The following is an 18,847-nucleotide window of genomic DNA, read 5'->3' as shown; positions in this document are numbered from 1 at the left end:
CGGCGGAGACACTGACCACGTCTCCACCGTGGAAGGGTGATCGGTCGTGCAGGACGCCATGGCTCTGGCGATGAACCTCGCCGCCGCCGCGCACGGTCCGGTCACCCGCGAGGACGCGGCCGCGGAGGTGCTCGATGAACTCTGCGCGAGCGCCCCGGTGGCCGCCGCGGCGGTCGTGGCGTTCGACCCGATCTCGCGCCGCCACATCCCGCTCTGCGTCACCGGCTATCCGGCGAGCGTGCTGCACTTCTGTGCTCACCCGCATTTCTCCGCGACGACGTCGGCTACCGGTTGTTGGTGACCCGTACGGGGCAGCGCGCCCGCTGCTGGCGCGACATCGGAGTCGACTACGCGCGCACCCCCTCGGCGGTCCAGGTCTTCCGCCCCGCGGGCTACGCCGGGGGCGCGACCGCCCGGCTGACCACCAGGGACGGCCGCTACACCGGAGACCTGCACCTGAGCACCACCGACCCCGAACTTCCCGTACCGGCGATGATGGCCGCGCTGCACCATCTCGCGCCCGTCCTCGCATCGGTCACCGACGTCACTCGCCGGATCAGCCTGCTCCTGGACGATCTCGAACGCGACGCCGCCGCGGCCGTCGTCAGCGATCAGGCGGACGTCGTACCGCTGCCGGGCCGGAACGTGCCGGCCCCCCTGGAGAAGGACCCGGACGTCGTGCGGCGGGTCATGACGTGGCGTGGCCGACCGGACACCGTGACCGAGGCACGCTTCCTGCACCGGATGGACGGACGATGGCACCGGGCCCGGCTGGTGAAGATCGCCGGGGGCACCCTGGTCGTGCTGCGTGAAACGCCGCCGCCCTACGGCCTCACCGCACGTGAGCTCCAGGTGCTGACCCTGCTGTGCGCCGGGCTGCTCAATGTGGCCATCGCGCACCGGCTGGGGATCAGGGAACGGACCGCCGCGCACCACGTCGAACACGTCCTGGCGAAACTCGGGGCAGCGAGCCGAACCGCGGCCGCGCGCCGCGCCGTCGAGGAGGGCCTTCGTCTGCTGCCGTGACGAGCCGGGGCATCAGAAGGTGATGCCCGCGAAGCGGTACCGGCGGCGTACCGTCACCGAACCCAGCCCACTGCGCCCGTACACGCGAAAGTGCGGATGGCCCGGGACGGGCGTGGCGGGAACCTTCGAGCGGACGCTGCCCATCCCGGAGACGAGCCCGTCGATGTCGGCGGTGGCGCCCGCAGGCACCAGCAGCCGAGCCGAACCGGCGCCGAGCTGCAACTCCACCTCGACGACCGGATGCGGGAGCTCCGCGTCGGTGAAGTCGAGCAGGACCGAACCCATCCCGCTATGCACGCGCAACCGCGCCGGCACCCGCCACACCCCGGTCCGGCGCAGCCCGCCCACCCCGGCCCGCAAGATCGTCGGCGGCCCCGCCGGCGTCGAGAGGACCGGTGCGGTGACGTCGGGCAGGTCGGCCAGCGGTGGGGTCAGGTCGTCGGCATAGCGGGCGGCGTAGACGGCGGTGAGCCGCTCCTCCAGCTCGGCCACCGTGATGCGGCCCTCCGCCAGCGCCTGGTGCAGCCGCTGGGCGGCACGCTCACGGTCCGCATCGGAGATGCGGATCCCCCGGCTGCCGCCGGACGGGGGTTGCATGCTCACGATCCGGAGCCTAGCCATTGGGGGGCTGCCACGTCCGCGCTGGACGTGGGTCACAGGCGGAACAACCAGGCGTCCGCGACGGGCTCGCCGGGGCTGCCGGTGACCCGCCGGGTCCACTCGAGGACCGGCCCCGCCGCGGGGTCCGGCGGCGGAACCACGATCACGACCGTCACTCCCATCGACCGCAGCTCTGCGCCGGCGTCCGCGGCAGAGCCGTCGTCGGGAACGCCCGTCCCGTCCGCGACCTGGGCCGCGCCGATCTGGTACCGGTTCCACGGAGACTCGATCAGCACCTCGTGCTCGGCGTCGGAACCGATGAAGTAGCCGCCCGTGGTGCGGTAGGCCATGCCCGACGCGACCTGCCAGCGCAGCGGCTCCGCGCCGCCGTACCACCAACTGTTCAGCCGTGGGTAGGTTTCGACGACCTCGTTGGGTCGCAGATGGTGTGCCGCGACGGCGAAGAAGGCCGGCGTGGCCGCGGACTGGGTCTCCTGCCGGTCGGCGGGCAGCCACGACACCAGCGCGACGACGGTGAGCGCCGCGGCGGCGACGCGCGCGGCGCGCGGCTGCATCGACGGCAGCCGATCCAGCCATATCGCGACCACGACCGCGACACAGAGCACGACCACGACCTGGAGCCGGACCGGTTCGGCCTCGAGCAGCAGCGGAACCCCGGTGAACATCCGCCACGGCAGCGGGACTCCGGTGTGCTCGTTGAAGATCACCAGGGTGGGCCCGAGCGAGAACACGTAGGCGATGACGCCCACGATCGCGGCCACCCGCAGCGCCGTGGACCGCACCGCAACCACCGCGACCACCGCCACCGCGAGCATTGCGGGCCCGAGGTAGCCGCCCTGTTCGCCGAGATGGCCCTGCATCCGCTCGGCCAGCCCGTCGGGCGTGAACCGCACAGCGGTCAGGGTGGTGGGCACGACGGCGTTGCCCAGGTCCGCGCCGGAGTACTCGACGTCTCGGATCGGCGCCCGGGGCCGGACCGGCCCGGCGAGGATCAGGTACAGCGGGTAGGCGCACAGCACGACGTACGCAGCAAGGCACCCCAGCCCGGCGCGGCACAGGCCGGGCAGCGCCGCACGTGCCCGGCGCGGCCACCGGACCGCGAGCACGGCCGCCGTGACGACGAGCATCAGCACCCCGAACGCCAGGGTTTGGGTGTAGAGCACCGTCTGGGCCGCCAGCACCACCCCGACCAGGGCCCCGGTGCGCACCGGCCGTTCCAGCCTGCGCACGAACAGCACGTGCACCAGGTAGAGCAGGACCGGCGGCAGCACCGACCAGACGAGGTTGAGGTGGCCCGCGGAGGTGTGCGCGAGGTGGAAGGGGCCGAACGCGTACAGCGCGCCGGCGACGGCGCGCGGCACCCAGCGCCGCACATACGGGCCCAGCGCCGCTGCCAGCGCCACCCCGGACACGACCGGACCCAGGATCATCGCGGTGTTGTAGGCCGCGACCGGGCCCGCGGTCAGCGTGATCGGGGCGAACACCAGCCCGAGCAGCGGGGTGCCGGTGTTCCACATGGCGTTGACCCCGAGCGGGTAGTGCTGATACGTCGTGAACAGCGGGTTCTCGCCGTGCAGCAGCGCCCAGGGCGTCCAGTTCAGCCACCACATGAACAGGTCCGAGTCGGCCGTGACGCGGCCGATCGTCGTCGTGCCGAACGCGCCGAGGACACGGTGGTGCAGTGCGAGCGAACCGGCCAGGTACAGCGCCACCACCGCCGCCGGCGGGGCCAACCGTCGAACCCGGTCCGGCCGGGGGCGTGCGAGGGCGCCCGCGGGCCCGGTCCTCACCTCCAGCACACCGCGCAGCCTGGCACAGCGGTCCCGAGGTCACCTCGGGGACACCCGACCCCAGGGCGTAGCCTGGCGCCGATGTCGAGCCGGACCACGAGCCTCCACGGCTGGGGACGCACCGCGCCCACCGTCGCCAAGGTGATCAGACCGCGCAGCACCCAGGAGGTGGCGGCGGCGATCGTCGGCGCAGGTTCACGCGGGATCATCGCCCGCGGGCTCGGTCGTTCCTACGGTGACCCGGCCCAGAACGCGGGCGGCACCGTGCTGGACATGACCGGGCTGAACACCATCCATTGCGTCGAGGCCGGGTCCGGACGGGTCGTCGTCGACGCCGGGGTCAGCCTGGACACGCTCATGCGGACGGCGCTGCCGTACGGGCTGTGGCTGCCGGTGCTGCCGGGCACCCGTCAGGTGACGGTCGGCGGCGCCATCGGCGCCGACATCCACGGCAAGGCGCACCACCTCGTCGGGAGTTTCGGCAACCACGTCGAGTCGCTCGATCTCGTCACCGCCGACGGGACGCTGCGCACGCTGACCCCCGAGGGCGCGGACGCCGAGCTGTTCTGGGCGACGGTCGGCGGAATGGGCCTGACCGGCGTCGTCGTGCGGGCGACGCTGCGGCTGCACCACGTCGAGACCGCGTATTTCGTCGTCGACACCGAACAGATCGACAACCTCGCGGACCTGATGACCCGCCAGACCCAGGACGACGACACGTACGCCGAGTCGGTGTCCTGGTTCGACGCCGTCAGCACCGGGAAACGCTTCGGCCGCGGGCTGCTGACCCGCGCCAACCACGCGAGGCTCGAGGACCTGCCGGCCAAGCTGCGCCGCGACCCGCTCAGGTTCGCTGCGCCGCAGCTGCTGACCGTTCCCGACGTCTTTCCGTCCGGGCTGCTCAACCGGGTCACCGCCAAGATCTTCAGCGAGCTCTGGTACCGCAAGTCGCCCACCAGGATGGGCGCGATCCAGAACATCACCCAGTTCCTGCACCCGCTGGATATCGTCGGCGAGTGGAACCGCGGCTACGGCCCACGTGGGTTCCTGCAGTACCAGTTCGTGGTGCCACCCGAACGCGGCGACGTGATCCCCGTCGTGCTGGAGCGCATGACCGCGGCCGGGCAGGTCTCCGCGCTCAACGTGCTCAAGCGGTTCGGTCCGGGCAACCGGGCGCCGCTGTCGTTCCCGAAGCCCGGCTGGACCCTGTGCGTGGACATTCCCATCGGCCGCGGTCTTGGGGAGCTGTGCGACGAGCTCGACGAGATCGTGCTCGACGCCGGTGGGCGGCACTATCTGGCCAAGGAGTCGCGGACCTCGCCGGAGGCGATCCGGCGCGGCTACCCGCGGCTGGACGAGTGGCGCAAGGTCCGGGCCGCGGCGGATCCGGAGGGCGTGTTCGTCTCGGATCTGGCACGACGACTGGAGCTGCTGTAAATGATCGACGCCGTGGGCAACCCGCAGAGCATCCTGCTGCTGGGCGGCACGTCCGAGATCGGGCTGGCCATCGTCGAGGCGTTCGCCGCGGGACGGCCGCCGCGGGTCGTGCTCGCCGCCCGGCCGTCCGATCGGCTCGACGCGGCGCGCAGGCGGCTCGAGGTGGCGGGATGCGCGGTCGAGACGCTCGACTTCGACGCGCGCGCGGTCGAGACGCATGCCGACGTGGTTCGCAAGGCGTTCGCCGGCGGCGACATCGACGTCGCGATCGTCGCGTTCGGGGTGTTGGGGGACAACGAGAAGGCCTGGACCGAGGTCGCCGCGGCCCTCGAATTGGCGCAGGTGAACTACACCGGCGCTGTTTCGGTCGGGGTGGCGCTGGCCGAGCGGTTCTCCGAGCAGGGCCATGGAGCCCTCGTGGCCCTGTCCTCGGTGGCCGGCGAGCGGCCTCGCCGAGCCAACTTCGTCTACGGCTCCACCAAGGCCGGCATGGACGCGTTCTACACCGGTCTGACGGCGGCCCTGCGCCCGCACGGCGTGACCGTGACGGTCGTGCGGCCCGGCTTCGTGCACACGAGGATGACCGAGGGGCTCAGGCCCGCGCCGTTCTCGACCACCCCGGATGCGGTGGCCTCGCTCGTGGTCGACGCGGTGCGAACGCGCAAGGAGCGGGTCTGGGCGCCGGCGCCGCTACGGTTCGTGATGAGCGCGGTGCGCCACCTCCCCCGCCGCCTCCCCCTGTGAGTGCATAACAGTGTTCTAACACTGTTATGCACTCACAGCCCCGCCTGAGCAGCGCAAACAGAGCGGGATCAGCTGCCCAGTCCGGAGCGGCGAGCGAGCGCGGCCGCGGCGGCCCGGTCGGCGACCTGCAGCTTGGCGAAGATGTTCGAGACGTGGTTGCGCACCGTCTTGCCGCTCACGCCGAGCCGCGCGGCGATCTGCGGGTTGGTGAGATGGCGGGCGACAAGGTCGAGCACCTCCCGCTCGCGGACCGTGAGCTCGGGAAACGGCGGCGCGGCCGGTTGCGCGGGTGGCGCCGCGAAATACCCCCCGAGGCGGGCGGCCACACTCGGCCCGAAGATCGCCTCGCCGTCGGCAACCGCGCGGACCGACCGCAGGATCTCGGTGCGGCCCGCGCCCTTGAGGAGGTAACCGCGCGCCCCGGCACGCAGCGCGGCGAACACCGACTCGTCGTCGTCGGACATGCTCAGCACGAGCACCCGCGCGTGCGGGCTGGTCGCGACGATCCGCTCGGCAGCGGCGACGCCGCCCATGCCGGGCATGGTCAGATCCAGCAACACCACATCGGGCTGATGCACCGCGACCGCGGCCAGCGCCTCCTCACCGCTGGCCGCCTCGCCGCACACCTCCAGGTCCGGGGCGGTCGCCAGCAGGGCGCGCAGCCCCGCCCGGAAATGCACGTGGTCATCGACGAGCAGGATCCGGACACGGTCCACCCTCGCTCTCCTCCGCCCGCCTCAACGGCAGTACCGCACGCACCTGCGTGCCGCCACCGACGCGGTCGATCACAGTACAGCTTCCCCCCAACTCGGCGGCCCGCTCCCGGATCGACGACAGCCCGACGCCTGCGTCGCGCTCGTCTCGTCCGGCCGCTCCGCCGCGCCCGTCGTCGGTCACCTCGACGACGAGCGCCCCGCCCTCCAGCGCCAGCCGAAGGCATGCGGAGCGCGCTGCGGCGTGCCGGTCGACGTTGGTCACCGCCTCGAGAGCGATGCGGTAGGCCGCCACCTCCACCGCGGCGGGCAGCTCGGGCAGTGGGGCGGGCACATCCACGGCGACGGGGGTGGCGCCGGGCCGCCCGCGCAGATGCGCCTCGACCGCGCCGGTCAGCCCCAGGGTGTCCAGGGCCGGCGGCCGCAGACCGTCGACGAGCCTGCGCACGTCACCGAGAGCCGACTGCGCCTCCGCCACGATCTCGGCCAGCAGGTCGCGGGCCTGCGCAGGACCGAGTTCGCGCGCAGCCTCGGCGCGCATCGTCAACCCAGCGAGCGCCGGCCCGAGGCCGTCGTGCAGATCACGGCGCAGCCGGCGCCGCTCCTCCTCGCGGGCGATGACCAGCCGCTCCCGCGAGCGCTGCAGGTCGGCGGCGAGCCGGACGGCGCGGTCGGCCTCCCGCGCCGCGCGAGCCGCGCCCGCGATCGGCCGGGCGAGCTCGCGTAGCACCCGCAGATCCCGTCGGCCGAGCGTCCGCTCGCCGGGACGCGGCCCGAGAACGAGGCGGCCGATCCGCTCACCCGCAGCGACGAGCGGGACGATGGCGGGCTCGGCGGGTTCGGGGCCCAGGGCGACGCGCTGCCCGCCGTCAACCTCGATCGCGACCGAAGACAGCTGCAGGGCGTCGCGAACGGTTGCGGCCACGGTCTGCAACGAGCCGGCGTCCTGCACGAGTTCCAGGCGTCGCCCCAACCGCGAAAGCACTGCGTAGGGGTCGCCGCGCTCACCGTAGAGCAGGCGCTCAACGCGGCGCTGCAGCCGCGAACGCAGTGGCGCGAACAGAACGGCGGCAAGCCCGGCGCCGAGCAACGCGGCGGGCAGCTCGACCGCCGAACCCAGCACCGGGGCAAGCCAGGCCCCGGCGAGCGCGACCACCGCGAGATAGGTGCCCGCCACGCAGCCGGAGAGCACCACCAGCAGCACCGTGCGCCCGATGAGCCGGTCGATGTCGAACAGCTGGTGCCGGATGACGGCGATACCGACCGCGACGGGGAGCAGCGCGCCCGCGACCCCACCTGCCAGTTCCCAGGGCAGGCTGCCCAGGGGGAAAATCGCGTCCGGATCGTCATCGGTCAGCCCGGCGACCAACCGAGCAATGATCACCAGCGCGGCGAGTCCGACCGCGTAGGCCAGTATCTCCACCTGCCTGCGGCGCTCCGGATCGGCCCGACGCAGCCCCGCCACCTGCCCGATCCCGGCCGCGACGACCACCAAACCGGTGCCCAGGGTGAACACCGTGCCGAACGCGTCGGCGACCGGCGCGAGGCCCGGCACGCCGAGCGGATTGGGTCTGCCCGGCGCGCCGAGCTGGTTGTCCGGACCCGGTCGCAGCGCGTTCAGCAGGGCGGTCACGACGACCAGCGCGGTGAACACAGCGAGCGGCCACCGCCACCGCGGCCCGGCCCGGCCACCGGGGAAGAACACCGGCACCGCCGCGAGCAGGGCGTTCGCCGGCACCCACAGCCACGTCTGGGGCCAGCCGAGTGCGACGGCGGGCGGGCCCTCGAGCCACCGCGCCGCTCGCCCGCAGGCCTCGAGCGCGGCGAAGCAGGCTGCGCTGCCGAGCAGCAGGACACCGACCGTGTTGGTCGGTCGCTGCCGCAGGACGAGGCCGCCGGTGATGCCGCAGGCGACGACGAACACCATGGACACCAGGTCGATCACGGGTACGCCCGCGGCGAGGGCCAGCCCGGTCCCGATCCCGACCATCGCGAGGGTGATACCGGTCAGCGGCAGCGCCGCCCGCTGGACGAACCGCGCGCCTGCGTTCATCGCCGCAGACGATATCCGGTCACGAATGGGTGGTTCGGCGCGCCATCGCGGCGCCCATCCCGATCAGCCAGAGCGCGCCCGGAACGACGGCGATGTACTGCACCGGCAGCACCTGGGTGGCAGCGAGCAGCACCGCCATCAGCGCACTGAACAGCGCGAGGAGTCGACCGACCGAGCCGCGGCGAAGTCCGCCCAGCGCGACCGCGCCCGCCGAGAGCGCCAGCCCGCCCCACAGCCACGCCATCGTGTTGTAGATCGCGACGTGGGCGCCGATGGTGTCGGGATCGAACGGCTGCGGACCGGTGAGGGCCCAGTACAGCTCGGTGGAGATCCCGCCGCCGACGAGCAGCGCGACCGCGGTCAGCCCGACGCCGGTCGCAGCGACCTGCGGCACGAGGCTGCCCGCGGGCTCCTGGGCGGCGAGGTGGCGCCGCAGGCCGGCCGCGAACACGACGAGGCAGGTAGCGACGACCGCGCAGAGCGCCTGCTGCGCCCACACCAGCGGGGCCCGTTCGGCGATGGCGGCCGCCAACGCGGCGTTGTCGGCAACGACGCCGGTCTCGACGTCGTAGAGGTTGCCGGTGACCATCAACCCGGCGACGCCGAGCAGGCCGCCGAGTGCGCCGGCCCACGCCCAGCCGCCGCCGGCGGCTATGGGTGGGGTGGTGGTCGCCGGTCGGGACAGGCTGGCAGTGGAATCGGTGGCGGTCATGACACGCTCCTCGAATCGGAGATCCGGTACGTGCCGACCCTCCCTGGCGCCCCGGCCCGCGGTCATGGGTCGGGTGTCCCAGCCGCGCCGGGAAGTGTCCGGGACAGCCCGGGACGCCCTGTGAGTGCGTAACAGTGTTAGAACACTGTTACGCACTCACAGCCCCACCTGAGCAGCGCGAACACGGCCTCAGTACGCCGATCCAGCCGATGCGGTAGAGCACGGCCGCGACCTCGGCCGCGACCCCGCACGCGTCCCCGGACACCTCCTGCCAGCCGAACACGAGCCGCGCCCGCCCGGCGAGTTCGGCGGCGTTGTCCCGTCTGCGATCCCGGAAGGCGATCTCGTCGATCAGATGCATGCGGCCGTCGAGGCGGACCGTGAGCGGCGCCCCGGCCTCGTCGTAGACCACGTCCTCGTACAGAGTGCGGCCGTCCACGATCACCGGCGCCTGTCGCCGCGCGGCGGGTAGCCCATGTCGCTGCTCCACATCGACCGCATACCGCTCCTCCAGCACCGACAGCACCCCATCGGAAACCAGCCTGAGGGCCTCGGCCAGCGCCTTGTGGTACCGCAACGGCGGTCGTTCGACCAGGCGGCGGCGCACCGTGGCTGGACGAACCCGGCCGGTGGCCAGAATGGTGGTGAGCATCTGCCGGGCGGCACGTGCGGTCGGCTCCGCGACGGACACGTCGATCGCCGTGTCCGCGCTGCTGGTCATCGGCGGGTCGGTGGCCACGACGATGTGCCGATGCGCCCGGGAACGGTGGACGACGACCAGCGGGGCCTGGGACACCGCCGAGTGGCGGTACGGCACGGTGAGGTGGACCGGACCGCTCGACGTCGGCAGCAGGCCCCATCGCTCGGCGGCGGTGCGGTGGCTGAGGATCGCGGCGGGTCCGCCGTAGAGCAGGGCAGCGCTGATCAGCGCATCGGGCAGGAGCGGGCCGGTGAAGGTGGCGTAGACCCGAGGGAGCACGCCCCGCCAGCGACGAGCGGCAACGTGGGCGGCGCATCGGTCCGGGCTGATCCCGAACTGGCGCAGTTGAGCGACGTTGACGATGCCGTGCTGAGCGGCCAGCAGAAGGGCCCACCGCTCGTCACGTTCTGGGGCGGGTCGGGGTCGAGGCATAGGATCACGATCGGGCCTCGGGTCACCGAGATGGATCGTCAACTCCGCAGCTGTGGACAGCTCGACCCAGATGTGGACAGTTCCACCACGGCTGTGAGTGCGCAACAGTGTTAGAACACTGTTACGCACTCACAGAAGACCATGAATTGAGGTGGAGGACCGTGTCCAGGGGCTGGCGCCGGGCCGGTTTGAAGTCGGTGCCCTTGGTATAGGCGACCGGCAGGAGCACACCCTGACGCACCCCTGGCGGGATGTCGAGCAGCTCTGCGATCTGTTTCTCGTACTGCAGGTGCAGCGTCGTCCACGCGGCGCCGAGGCCGCGGGCGCGGGCGGCCAACTGGAAACTCCACGCCGCCGGCAGCAGCGAACCCCACAGACCGGCCTGGTTTCCCGCGGGTAGTTCCCCCCCGACGTCGATCGCACCAATGACCAGCACCGGGACCTCGGCCAAATGCTCGGCCAGGTAGTCGGCGCTCGACGCGACGCGGGCCTGGGTGGCGTTGCGCGCCGGGTCCTCGAATCGCCTCGCCCTGGGATGGCGCGAGGAACGCCGGTAGGCGTCGTAGGACTGCGCGTAGTAACCGGCGATGGCCTTCTTCAGGCCGGGATCGGTTACGACGATCCAGTGCCAGGGTTGCGCATTGCCACCGGTCGGCGCCTGCAGCGCCACCTCAAGGCAGGTGCGGATCACTTCGAGCGGAACGGGTCGCTCCAGGTCGAGACGCTTGCGCACCGACCTCGTGGTCGTCAGCAGCTCATCGAGGCTCAGCGGCAGCAGTTCGTCGGTCATGCTTCGATCATCGCCCCTGACGGCGGGGCCGGCACCCGCCCCGTTCGGTACGAACACGGTGGATTCACCCCGCCGGGACGCGGCACCCGGCGCCGCACACGTCAGCCGCACACTCCCAGCTCAACTCGACCCGTGAGTGCATAACAGTGTTAGAACACTGTTATGCACTCACAGGGCGGTGGCGGCAGGGGTTCTCCACCATGCGGTACAGCAACTGCGCGACGGGGACGGTGGCCAGCAGCACCCCGGCACCCACCAGGTGCGCAGTGAGCGTCGGCTGGTGAAGCTCCGGCAGGTAGGCCATGGCCAGCCAGTAGACCTCGAAGATCGGGATGTGGACGAGGTAGAGGCTGTAGGAGATCCGGCCGCCGTAGACCATCGGCGGCGCCGACAGGAACTGCGCCACCCCGCGGTCCGCCAGCGCCAGCGCGCCGACGAGCACCGGGAACAGCACGATCACCGCGCCGCCGCGGCCCGGCCCGAGCAGTTCCCCCAGGCACAGGCCCGCACCGATGAACACCGCGGTCGCGGTCGCGAGGCGGGAGGCGGCCCGCCGCACCCGCGCCGTCGGGTCGATCCGCCGCACGACGAGCAGGGTCAGCACCCCGGCCCCGAACCCGCACAGGATCCGCACCAGCCAACTCCACGGAAAGTACGGGTGACCGACGCGCAGGTAGGCCCATGCGATCGGGGCCATCAGCAGGAGCGCCCCGAGAGTCAGCGCCACCCGGGGGAGGTTGCGCAGCCGGTAGAAGACCAGGGCCGTGACGGGGAACAGCAGGTACGCAAGCCACTCCGCGCTGATCGACCAGGTGGACCCGACCCAGGATGCGCCGTCGAAGAACGGGCGGTCCCACAGCTGCACCATGAACATCTGCTCGACCCAGGCCCGCAAGCCGACCTCCGGCTGGACGGCCTGGAACGCGATCTGATCGTCGCGGCCGAAATACAGCCGTGCGCCGATCCACAGCCCGAACACGTTGACCACCAGCGCATAGGCGGGCCACAGGCGGCGCGCCCGCGCCCACACGAACTGGGTCGCCGCCCCGACCCGCAACGCGGGCCCGAGCCGGTCGAGATACGTGTAGGCGATCACGAAGCCACTGAGCACGAAGAACAGGTCGACCCCCAGCGCCCCCGTGGTGATCAACGGACCGGTGGCGTCGACGAGGATCGCCATCCCGGGAAGCGCCGTGAAGTGGAAGTGGAACAGCACAACCCATGCTGCGGCGACGATCCGCAGCCCGGTCAGCGCGCGCAGTTCACCGCCGCCCGAACGCACCGACGCCGGACCGGGGGAGACGGCAGCTGCCATCGTCGTCACGCGATCGAGAACGAGCAAGGAATCCATCCCGTAACGGGCGTCGCTCAATAGGCGCCTGAATGGAGCAATACGTTACGGACAGTTAGAGCACCGGCTCGCTGTTCCGGTGAGCCTCTCGATCCCACGAGCGGGCAACGGACCGTGACGAGGGGATCACTCGCCAGAGCGGCGACCCACCGTGTCTAGCCTCTGCCGCGTGCTGACGTCCGACCAGGTGATCACCGAGAGACGTCGCGGCCCCGGCCGCCCGGGGCTCGCACCCACTCACAGCAACTCCTGGCCACGCCGGATGGCCGCGACGCTCGGCCTGCTGGCCACCCTCCTCGCCATCGCATTCCCTCTCCTGCCGGTGCAGCAGAACACCGCAGAGCTGCGGTGGCCGACAGCCTCCGGCGGCACCGCCCCGGTGACCGCCCCGCTGGTCGCCTACCGCCCGGCACACCTCGCCGCCGAGATCGGCTGCCCCGCGATCCGAGACCTCGACGCACGCAGCGCGGCGCCTGCGACCCTGCTCGCGACGACGCCACCGGCCTCTCCCCACGGCGCGCAGATCGGGTTGACGATCACGGTGGAAGATGGGCTGATCACCGTCACCAACCGCGGTGAACAGGTGCACCAGGCGGCCGTCCCGCCCGAGGACTGCCAGCTGACCGTCCGCACGAACGCGGACCAGACCGTGGTCAATCTCGGTGGGCGCCCGGTGGTGAACCAGTTCGGGGACCACCGGCCGCAGGTCATCGGGATCTACTCCGACCTCGACGACACGCGCGACGATGTGGCAGGCACCGCGGTCCGGATCGAGGTCGACAACCGGTTCGACTCCTCCGCGACCACCGGCAAGATCGTCGCGGGCGCCCTCGCCGTGCTGGCCCTCGTCGGCAGCCTCTGGGCGCTGCGGCGCATCGACGAACGCGATGGTCGACGGCTCCCCCGTACCGGCAGGCTGCCCGGCAGGCTCCGCGGCCACGACGCACTCCGCGACCTCACGGTGGTGGGGGTGCTGACGGTGTGGGCCGGGATCGGCGCGGTGACGACCGACGACGGCTACATCCTCACCATCACCCGTGCCAAGGAGTCAGCCGGTTTCATCGGGAACTACTACCGGTGGTTCACCGTGCCGGAGGCTCCGTTCGGCTGGTTCTACGAGCTGTACTCGCTCTGGTCCGGGGTCTTTACTGCCGTCGTCTGGCTGCGAATCCCCGCGCTCATCATGGGCGTGGCCTCCTGGTTGCTGCTCAGCCGCTGGCTGCTCCCGCGGCTCGGGGTGCAGGTCCGCCGCAGCCGCGCGGCGGGATGGGCCGCGGCCGCGGTGTTCCTGTGCTTCTGGCTGCCGTTCAACAACGGCCTGCGCCCCGAGCCGGTCGTGGTGATCGCGGCACTGCTGTCGCTGTGCGCGATGGAACGCGCGCTGGCCACCCGGCGCCTGTTCCCGGTTGCGCTCGCCCTCATCGCCGGAGGGTTCGCGGTGGCGGCGACCCCGACCGGGCTGCTGGCGCTGGCTCCGCTGCTCGGCTCTGCGCGCCCGCTGCTGCGGCTGCTGCGGGAACGAGCACGCACCGTCGGCTGGGCCGCGTTACTGGGCCCGCTCGCCGCGGCCGGGACCGTAGTACTCGTCGCGATCTTCGGCGACCAGACCTACGCCACGGTCGCCGAGGCGACCAGGGTCCGGACCGGGATCGGTCCCAATCTCTCCTGGTTCGCCGAGCTCTCCCGCTACGACCTGCTGTTCTCCACCAGCCGCGACGGCTCGCTCGCCCGCCGGTTCCCGGTGCTGCTCCTCATGCTGTGCACGGTGGTCACCGCCGTCGTGATGCTGCGTCGCGGGCGGATCCCCGGTGCGGCGCTCGGTCCGAGCCGCAGGCTGATCGGCAGCACCGCGTTCGCCTTCGCGGTGCTGGTCCTCACGCCGACGAAGTGGACCCACCATTTCGGCGCGTTCGCCGCGCTGGGGGCAGGCATGGCGGCGCTGGCGGCGCTGGCCACGAGCACCCAGGTGCTGCGGTCGCGACGCAACCAGGCGGCGTTCCTGTCGAGCGTGCTCGTCGTCACCGCGCTGGCCTTCACCGGCCCCAACGCCTGGTACTACGTGTCGAACTGGGGCGTTCCGTGGTTCGACAAGCCCCCCGAGGTGAACGGGTACTCCGCGGTGAACCTGCTGCTGGCCGGGGCGGCCATCGCGCTCGTCATCGCGGTGTTCGAGCATCTGCGCGGGCCCGAGACCCCCCGGCCGGTCCGGACCCGCCCCAATGGCCGCACGAGGGCGCTGCGCCTCAGTTCGGCACCGCTGGTTGTGATCTGTGGTCTGATGGTCCTGTTCGAGATGGCCTCGCTGGCGAAGGGCATGCAGAAGCAGGCGGGCAGCTACTCGCTGGGCGCGGACATCCTCGGCGATCCGACCGGCTCGCGCTGTGGCCTCGCCGGTCGGCTGCTCGTCGAGACCGATCCGGCGGCCGGGGTGCTGCGACCCGCCCCGCCGGTCGGCCACGATCCCGGTCGGAACCCGATCGTGGACGGCTTCCGGCCCGACGGGCTGCCGCCCATCGGCCCGGGATCGCTGCGCGACACCGACGGCCAGGGCAACCGAGAGATCGGGGTCATCGGCACCGGTCCGGTCAGCGGCCCGGTCCTGGGCAGCTTCGCCCCGGGCTCCGGCACCACGGGAACGCTGCGGACCGGGTGGTATGCGCTGCCACGGGAGGCCACGAGCGGTGCGGCGCCGCTGGTGCTCGGGATCGCCGGGCAGGTCGGCAACGGCACGTCGCTGACCCTGGAGTTCGGTCGCACCGGCCCGGACCGCATCGAGATCGTCGACGAGATCCATCCCGCGGGCCACGAGGGCACCGTCACCGCGACCACCGATCCGCTCGGCTCGGCGGCGGGCACGTCGGCCTGGCGTGACGTGCGGCTCGACCTGTCCGCACGCCCCGCGCACACGGCCGACCGGGTGCGGGTGCTCGCCGAGGACCGGGCGGTCGGCCCGGAGGGCTGGATCGCGGTCGCGCCGCCGAGGGTGCCGCGCCTGACGCCGATGACGCGGCTGGTGGCCGGCTCGGCCGGGGCCCTGGACTGGCCGGTTCCGATCGCCAGCCCCTGCCTGCGCCCGTTCGCCATCGACCGCGGGGTGGCCGAGCTACCTGGCTACCGTCTCCTCGCCGACCAGCAACAGCGCAAGGTTGGCGACGAGTGGAGCTCCGCCTCCACCGGTGGACCTCTCGGGTGGATCCTGGCCTCGGCGCAGCAGCAGCTGGTGCCGACCTATCTACCCGGGGCGTGGGATTGGGACTGGGGCCAGCTGCGACTGCTGCACCCCTACTCCCCGGACACCGGGCGACCGGAGGTCACCGAGGGGACCGAGACGGTCTGGGGCTGGCAGAAGACGGGGCCGATCGGCGATCCTCCCGAGCGCGTCCCCGAGAACCGATGAGCCACCCGAGACCTGCGACAAGACGCCGATAGCCTGGCGGCGTGCTGTCAGGGGTACCGGCATCCGAGTCCATCGACCGAAACGGATCCGCAGAATCCTCGACACCGGCACCCACCGCGGGACCGCGGCTCTGGGTCCTCGTCCTCGGCCTGATTTCCGCGCTGGCCGCGCTGGCCTTCCCGTTCGCCCCCGTCACCCAGCCCGTCGTGGGCTACTCGTGGACCCCGGCCGACGGGAGGGCCACCGCGATCGGGCTGATGCCCTACCAGCCGGTGAGCCTCTCGGCCTCGGTGAGCTGCGCGGCCATCCGCGCGGCACCGCCGGGCACCCTGTTGCTGGCGACCGTGCCGCCGCACACCGATCCGGCCGCCGAGCGGCTGGCCGGCCTGGATCTGCGCGTCGTTTCCACCGGCTTGCAGGTGCGGACGGCCGGGGTGCCCCTCGGGGTCGCTCCGGTTCCGGCGGATGCCTGCACCTTCACCCTCACCTCGAACGACGAGCGCACCCAGCTCCTGCGCGACGGCGTCCCGGTACTCGCCCGCGACGGCGACCTGCGGCCCGCGGTGGCCGGGGCGTTCACCGATGTCGACGACCCCGCGGCGGTGGCGCTGCAGCTGACCGCCGACACCCGCTTCCAGACCACGATCACCCCGCTCAAGGCGGTGTTGGCGGGGCTGTGTGTGCTCGGCCTGATCGGGATGCTCGTCGCGCTGGCCCGCTGCGACCGGGCAGTGCGTCCGCGGGTGCGGCTGTTCGGACGCGGCTGGCGACCGCGGCCGGTGGACCTCGCGGTCACCGCGCTGCTCGGGCTGTGGTGGGTCATCGGCCCGATCACCGTCGACGACGGCTACATCGCGGGGATCGTCCGCAACCGCGACAGCAGCGGCTTCATCGGCAACGTCTACCGCTGGCTCAACGCGCCGGAGGCCCCGTTCAGCTGGTTCTACGAGCTCTACCACTGGTGGGCGCAGGTCTCCCCGTCGACGCTGTGGATGCGGCTGCCCTCGACCCTGCTGGGGCTGGCGTGCTGGGCGGTGTTGTCCCGCGCCGTGCTGCCCCGGCTCGGTCGGTTCGCGGTGCGGTCCGCCGCAGTGTGGCTGGCCGCGGCCGCGTTCGCCGTCTGGTGGCTGCCGTTCAACCTGGGACTGCGACCGGAGCCGTGGGTCGCGCTGGGGTCCCTGGCCGTGTTCGTTGCCCTGGAGCGCGCGGTGGCCACCCGCGCGGTGCTGCCGCTGGTGGTGGGTCTGCTGCTGGCCGGGGCGACGACCGCGCTCACGCCGGGCGGGCTGATGGCGTTCGCCCCGGTGCTCGCGGCGGGCCTGCCGCTGCTGCGGCTGCTGCGCGTGCGACGCGACCTGCACCGGCTGCCGTTGCTCGTCGCGCTCGTGGCGGCGCCGGCGGCCGCGGTGCTGCTGATGTTCGCCGACCAGAGCTTGGCCGCGGTTCTGGAGGCCGTGCGCGTCCGCGGCGTGATCGGCGGCGGTGTTCCGTGGTACCAGGAGTACCAGCGCTACCAACTGCTGCTGGAGCCGGACGAGTTCCAGGGCGCCATCGGCCGACGCGCCCCGGTACTGCTGACGCTGCTGGCCGCCGCCGGGGTCGTCTGGTCGGTGACCGGACGCGGGCGGGCCGGGATCGCCGCCGGGCCCGCGCGCAGGCTCGTCGTCGCGTTCGGGCTGGCGCTGGTGACGATGACCGCCACCCCGACGAAGTGGACCCAGCACTTCGGCGACGTCGCCGGGCTCGGCGCCGCGGTTCTGCTGCTCGGGTTCGTCGCCTGGTCGGCGCCCGGGCTGCGGGTCCGGGCCAGGACCGCGACGCCGGTACTCGTGGGGCTCGCGCTGCTGACGGTGGTCGGGGCGCTCGTGCTGGCCGGGACCAACTCATGGCCCTACGTCTCGGGCTGGTACGAGATCACCTGGAGCACGATGCCGCCGCAACTGGCCGGTGTGTTGTTGGCCGTGGTGTGGCTGGCCGCGGGGGTGGTCCTGCTCGTCGCGCTGCTGGCGCGGTCGGCGTGGGCCGGATCGGCGGCCGGCTCCGGTCCGGCGGCACGCCGGGTGGCCGCGGCGGTACCGCTGCCCCGCCGGTTGCCCGCCCCGGCCACGGTGGCCCTGGTACTGCTGCTCGCGGTGGTGGCGTTGCAGGTGCTCGGCTTCGCGAAGACGAGCCTTGCGCACCGCGACGGCTACACCCTCGCCTCCGACGCCGCGGCCACGCTCGGCGGGCAGCCATGCGGTCTGGAGCGGGATCTCTCGGTGGAGACCGACCCGGCCGCGGGGGCGCTTCCCACGGTCGGTGCGCCCGCCCCGGTGTTGCCGGTGGTCGCCGCCGATGTCGGCGGCCCGGTGCTGCCCGGGGTCGCCGTCGCCGGGACCGGCGCCACTCCGTGGTTCGGTCTGGACGACTCGCAGCGGACGGGGAACCTGCCGGTCGTCGTCACCGTGTCGGGGTCGATGCGTCCCGGGGACCGGCTCAACGCCGAGTTCGCGGCCCGGCCCGACGGAACGATCCTCGCCGACGAACCCGTGACGACGCCCACGCGGACGAGTTCGGCCGATGTCCGGCTGATGGCTCCCCGCGGCGCGACGGCCGTCCGTCTGGTGGTCGATGCCCCATCGGCGCCGGGGGCCCGGGCGGACCCGCCGGCGGTGGTCTCGCTGCCCCGGGTGCCGCGGCTGACCCCGATGATCGAGCTGCTACCCCCGGGAACGCCTGCGATTCTCGACTGGCCGGTCGCGTTCGTCTTCCCGTGCCTGCGGCCCGAGCCGCTCTCGTCCGGCACCGCGGGTCTGGCGACCTGGCGGGTCGGTCCGCCCGCCGAGGACCCGGCGGCGAAGATCACCTACTCACCCGAGTACGGAGGCCCCTTCGCGACGTCCCGGCTGCTGGTCACCGAGCAGCGGATGGCGACCTATCTGCGGGACGACCCCACCCGCGACGCCGCGCAGCTGTATCGGTGGGTGCCGGTCCAGTCGCTCACCACGCTGACCCCGACCATGACCGACCGCACGATCGCGGGCTGGCACGCCGAGGGACGAACCCGGATACCGGGCCTGGATCCGGTAGGCATGTGACGAA

The 18,847-nt window shown here is 72.5% G+C and carries 14 protein-coding genes; 6 read left to right on the top strand and 8 right to left on the bottom strand.

All coding sequences use genetic code 11. From position 1 onward, the window contains the following. Positions 1-46: 46 nt before the first annotated feature. Together ACFQE5_RS18655 and ACFQE5_RS18650 are read left to right on the top strand one after the other, a co-directional pair. Entirely contained in the window at positions 47-301 is a 255-nt protein-coding gene (locus ACFQE5_RS18655) for a hypothetical protein (protein WP_379586751.1), read from the top strand. Further along, positions 298-1,026 carry a helix-turn-helix transcriptional regulator gene (locus tag ACFQE5_RS18650; RefSeq protein WP_379586749.1) on the top strand — a complete coding sequence of 243 codons (729 nt, stop codon included), beginning with the start codon at positions 298-300 and terminating at the stop codon, positions 1,024-1,026. The genes ACFQE5_RS18655 and ACFQE5_RS18650 overlap by 4 nt, the downstream gene beginning before the upstream one ends. Positions 1,027-1,038: 12 nt before the next feature. Here ACFQE5_RS18650 and ACFQE5_RS18645 read toward each other — a convergent pair whose 3' ends face one another. Beyond that, a complete protein-coding gene (locus ACFQE5_RS18645) occupies positions 1,039-1,623 on the bottom strand; it encodes a DUF1707 domain-containing protein (RefSeq protein ID WP_379586868.1) in 585 nt (194 codons plus the stop codon). A gap of 56 nt (positions 1,624-1,679) precedes the next feature. Beyond that, a complete protein-coding gene (locus tag ACFQE5_RS18640) occupies positions 1,680-3,446 on the bottom strand; it encodes a hypothetical protein (RefSeq protein WP_379586747.1) in 1,767 nt (588 codons plus the stop codon). 72 nt (positions 3,447-3,518) lie between these two features. Here ACFQE5_RS18640 and ACFQE5_RS18635 point away from each other — a divergent pair, with 72 nt between their 5' ends. Further along, on the top strand, positions 3,519-4,874 hold the full coding sequence (locus tag ACFQE5_RS18635; RefSeq protein WP_379586744.1) for an FAD-binding protein: 1,356 nt from the start codon (positions 3,519-3,521) through the stop codon (positions 4,872-4,874). After that, positions 4,875-5,618, top strand: a complete 744-nt coding sequence (locus tag ACFQE5_RS18630) for a decaprenylphospho-beta-D-erythro-pentofuranosid-2-ulose 2-reductase (protein WP_379586742.1) — start codon at positions 4,875-4,877, stop codon at positions 5,616-5,618. A 68-nt stretch (positions 5,619-5,686) separates the two neighbouring features. Here ACFQE5_RS18630 and ACFQE5_RS18625 read toward each other — a convergent pair whose 3' ends face one another. The 6 genes from ACFQE5_RS18625 to ACFQE5_RS18600 form a co-directional block, all read right to left on the bottom strand. Beyond that, a complete protein-coding gene (locus tag ACFQE5_RS18625) occupies positions 5,687-6,334 on the bottom strand; it encodes a response regulator (protein ID WP_379586740.1) in 648 nt (215 codons plus the stop codon). Further along, positions 6,303-8,384 carry a sensor histidine kinase gene (locus ACFQE5_RS18620; protein ID WP_379586739.1) on the bottom strand — a complete coding sequence of 694 codons (2,082 nt, stop codon included), beginning with the start codon at positions 8,382-8,384 and terminating at the stop codon, positions 6,303-6,305. The genes ACFQE5_RS18625 and ACFQE5_RS18620 overlap by 32 nt, the downstream gene beginning before the upstream one ends. A gap of 19 nt (positions 8,385-8,403) precedes the next feature. Further along, positions 8,404-9,096, bottom strand: a complete 693-nt coding sequence (locus tag ACFQE5_RS18615) for a hypothetical protein (RefSeq protein WP_379586737.1) — start codon at positions 9,094-9,096, stop codon at positions 8,404-8,406. Positions 9,097-9,244: 148 nt separating this feature from the next. Beyond that, complete coding sequence (locus tag ACFQE5_RS18610) at positions 9,245-10,228, bottom strand: hypothetical protein (RefSeq protein WP_379586735.1); 984 nt, start codon at positions 10,226-10,228, stop codon at positions 9,245-9,247. Positions 10,229-10,349: 121 nt separating this feature from the next. Beyond that, positions 10,350-11,018 carry a nitroreductase family protein gene (locus ACFQE5_RS18605; RefSeq protein WP_379586734.1) on the bottom strand — a complete coding sequence of 223 codons (669 nt, stop codon included), beginning with the start codon at positions 11,016-11,018 and terminating at the stop codon, positions 10,350-10,352. A gap of 160 nt (positions 11,019-11,178) precedes the next feature. Continuing rightward, complete coding sequence (locus ACFQE5_RS18600) at positions 11,179-12,333, bottom strand: acyltransferase family protein (RefSeq protein WP_379586732.1); 1,155 nt, start codon at positions 12,331-12,333, stop codon at positions 11,179-11,181. A gap of 205 nt (positions 12,334-12,538) precedes the next feature. Between ACFQE5_RS18600 and ACFQE5_RS18595 the strand changes: the two genes are divergently transcribed. Together ACFQE5_RS18595 and ACFQE5_RS18590 are read left to right on the top strand one after the other, a co-directional pair. Beyond that, positions 12,539-15,766 (top strand): arabinosyltransferase domain-containing protein, encoded by a 3,228-nt coding sequence (locus ACFQE5_RS18595; RefSeq protein WP_379586731.1) that lies wholly within the window; start codon positions 12,539-12,541, stop codon positions 15,764-15,766. A gap of 41 nt (positions 15,767-15,807) precedes the next feature. Continuing rightward, a complete protein-coding gene (locus ACFQE5_RS18590; protein ID WP_379586730.1) occupies positions 15,808-18,843 on the top strand; it encodes an arabinosyltransferase domain-containing protein in 3,036 nt (1,011 codons plus the stop codon). Positions 18,844-18,847 lie beyond the last annotated feature (4 nt).

This window comes from Pseudonocardia hispaniensis (assembly GCF_042658695.1).
Taxonomy (GTDB): domain Bacteria; phylum Actinomycetota; class Actinomycetes; order Mycobacteriales; family Pseudonocardiaceae; genus Pseudonocardia; species Pseudonocardia hispaniensis.
This window is presented reverse-complemented; position numbering and strand designations above follow the sequence as displayed.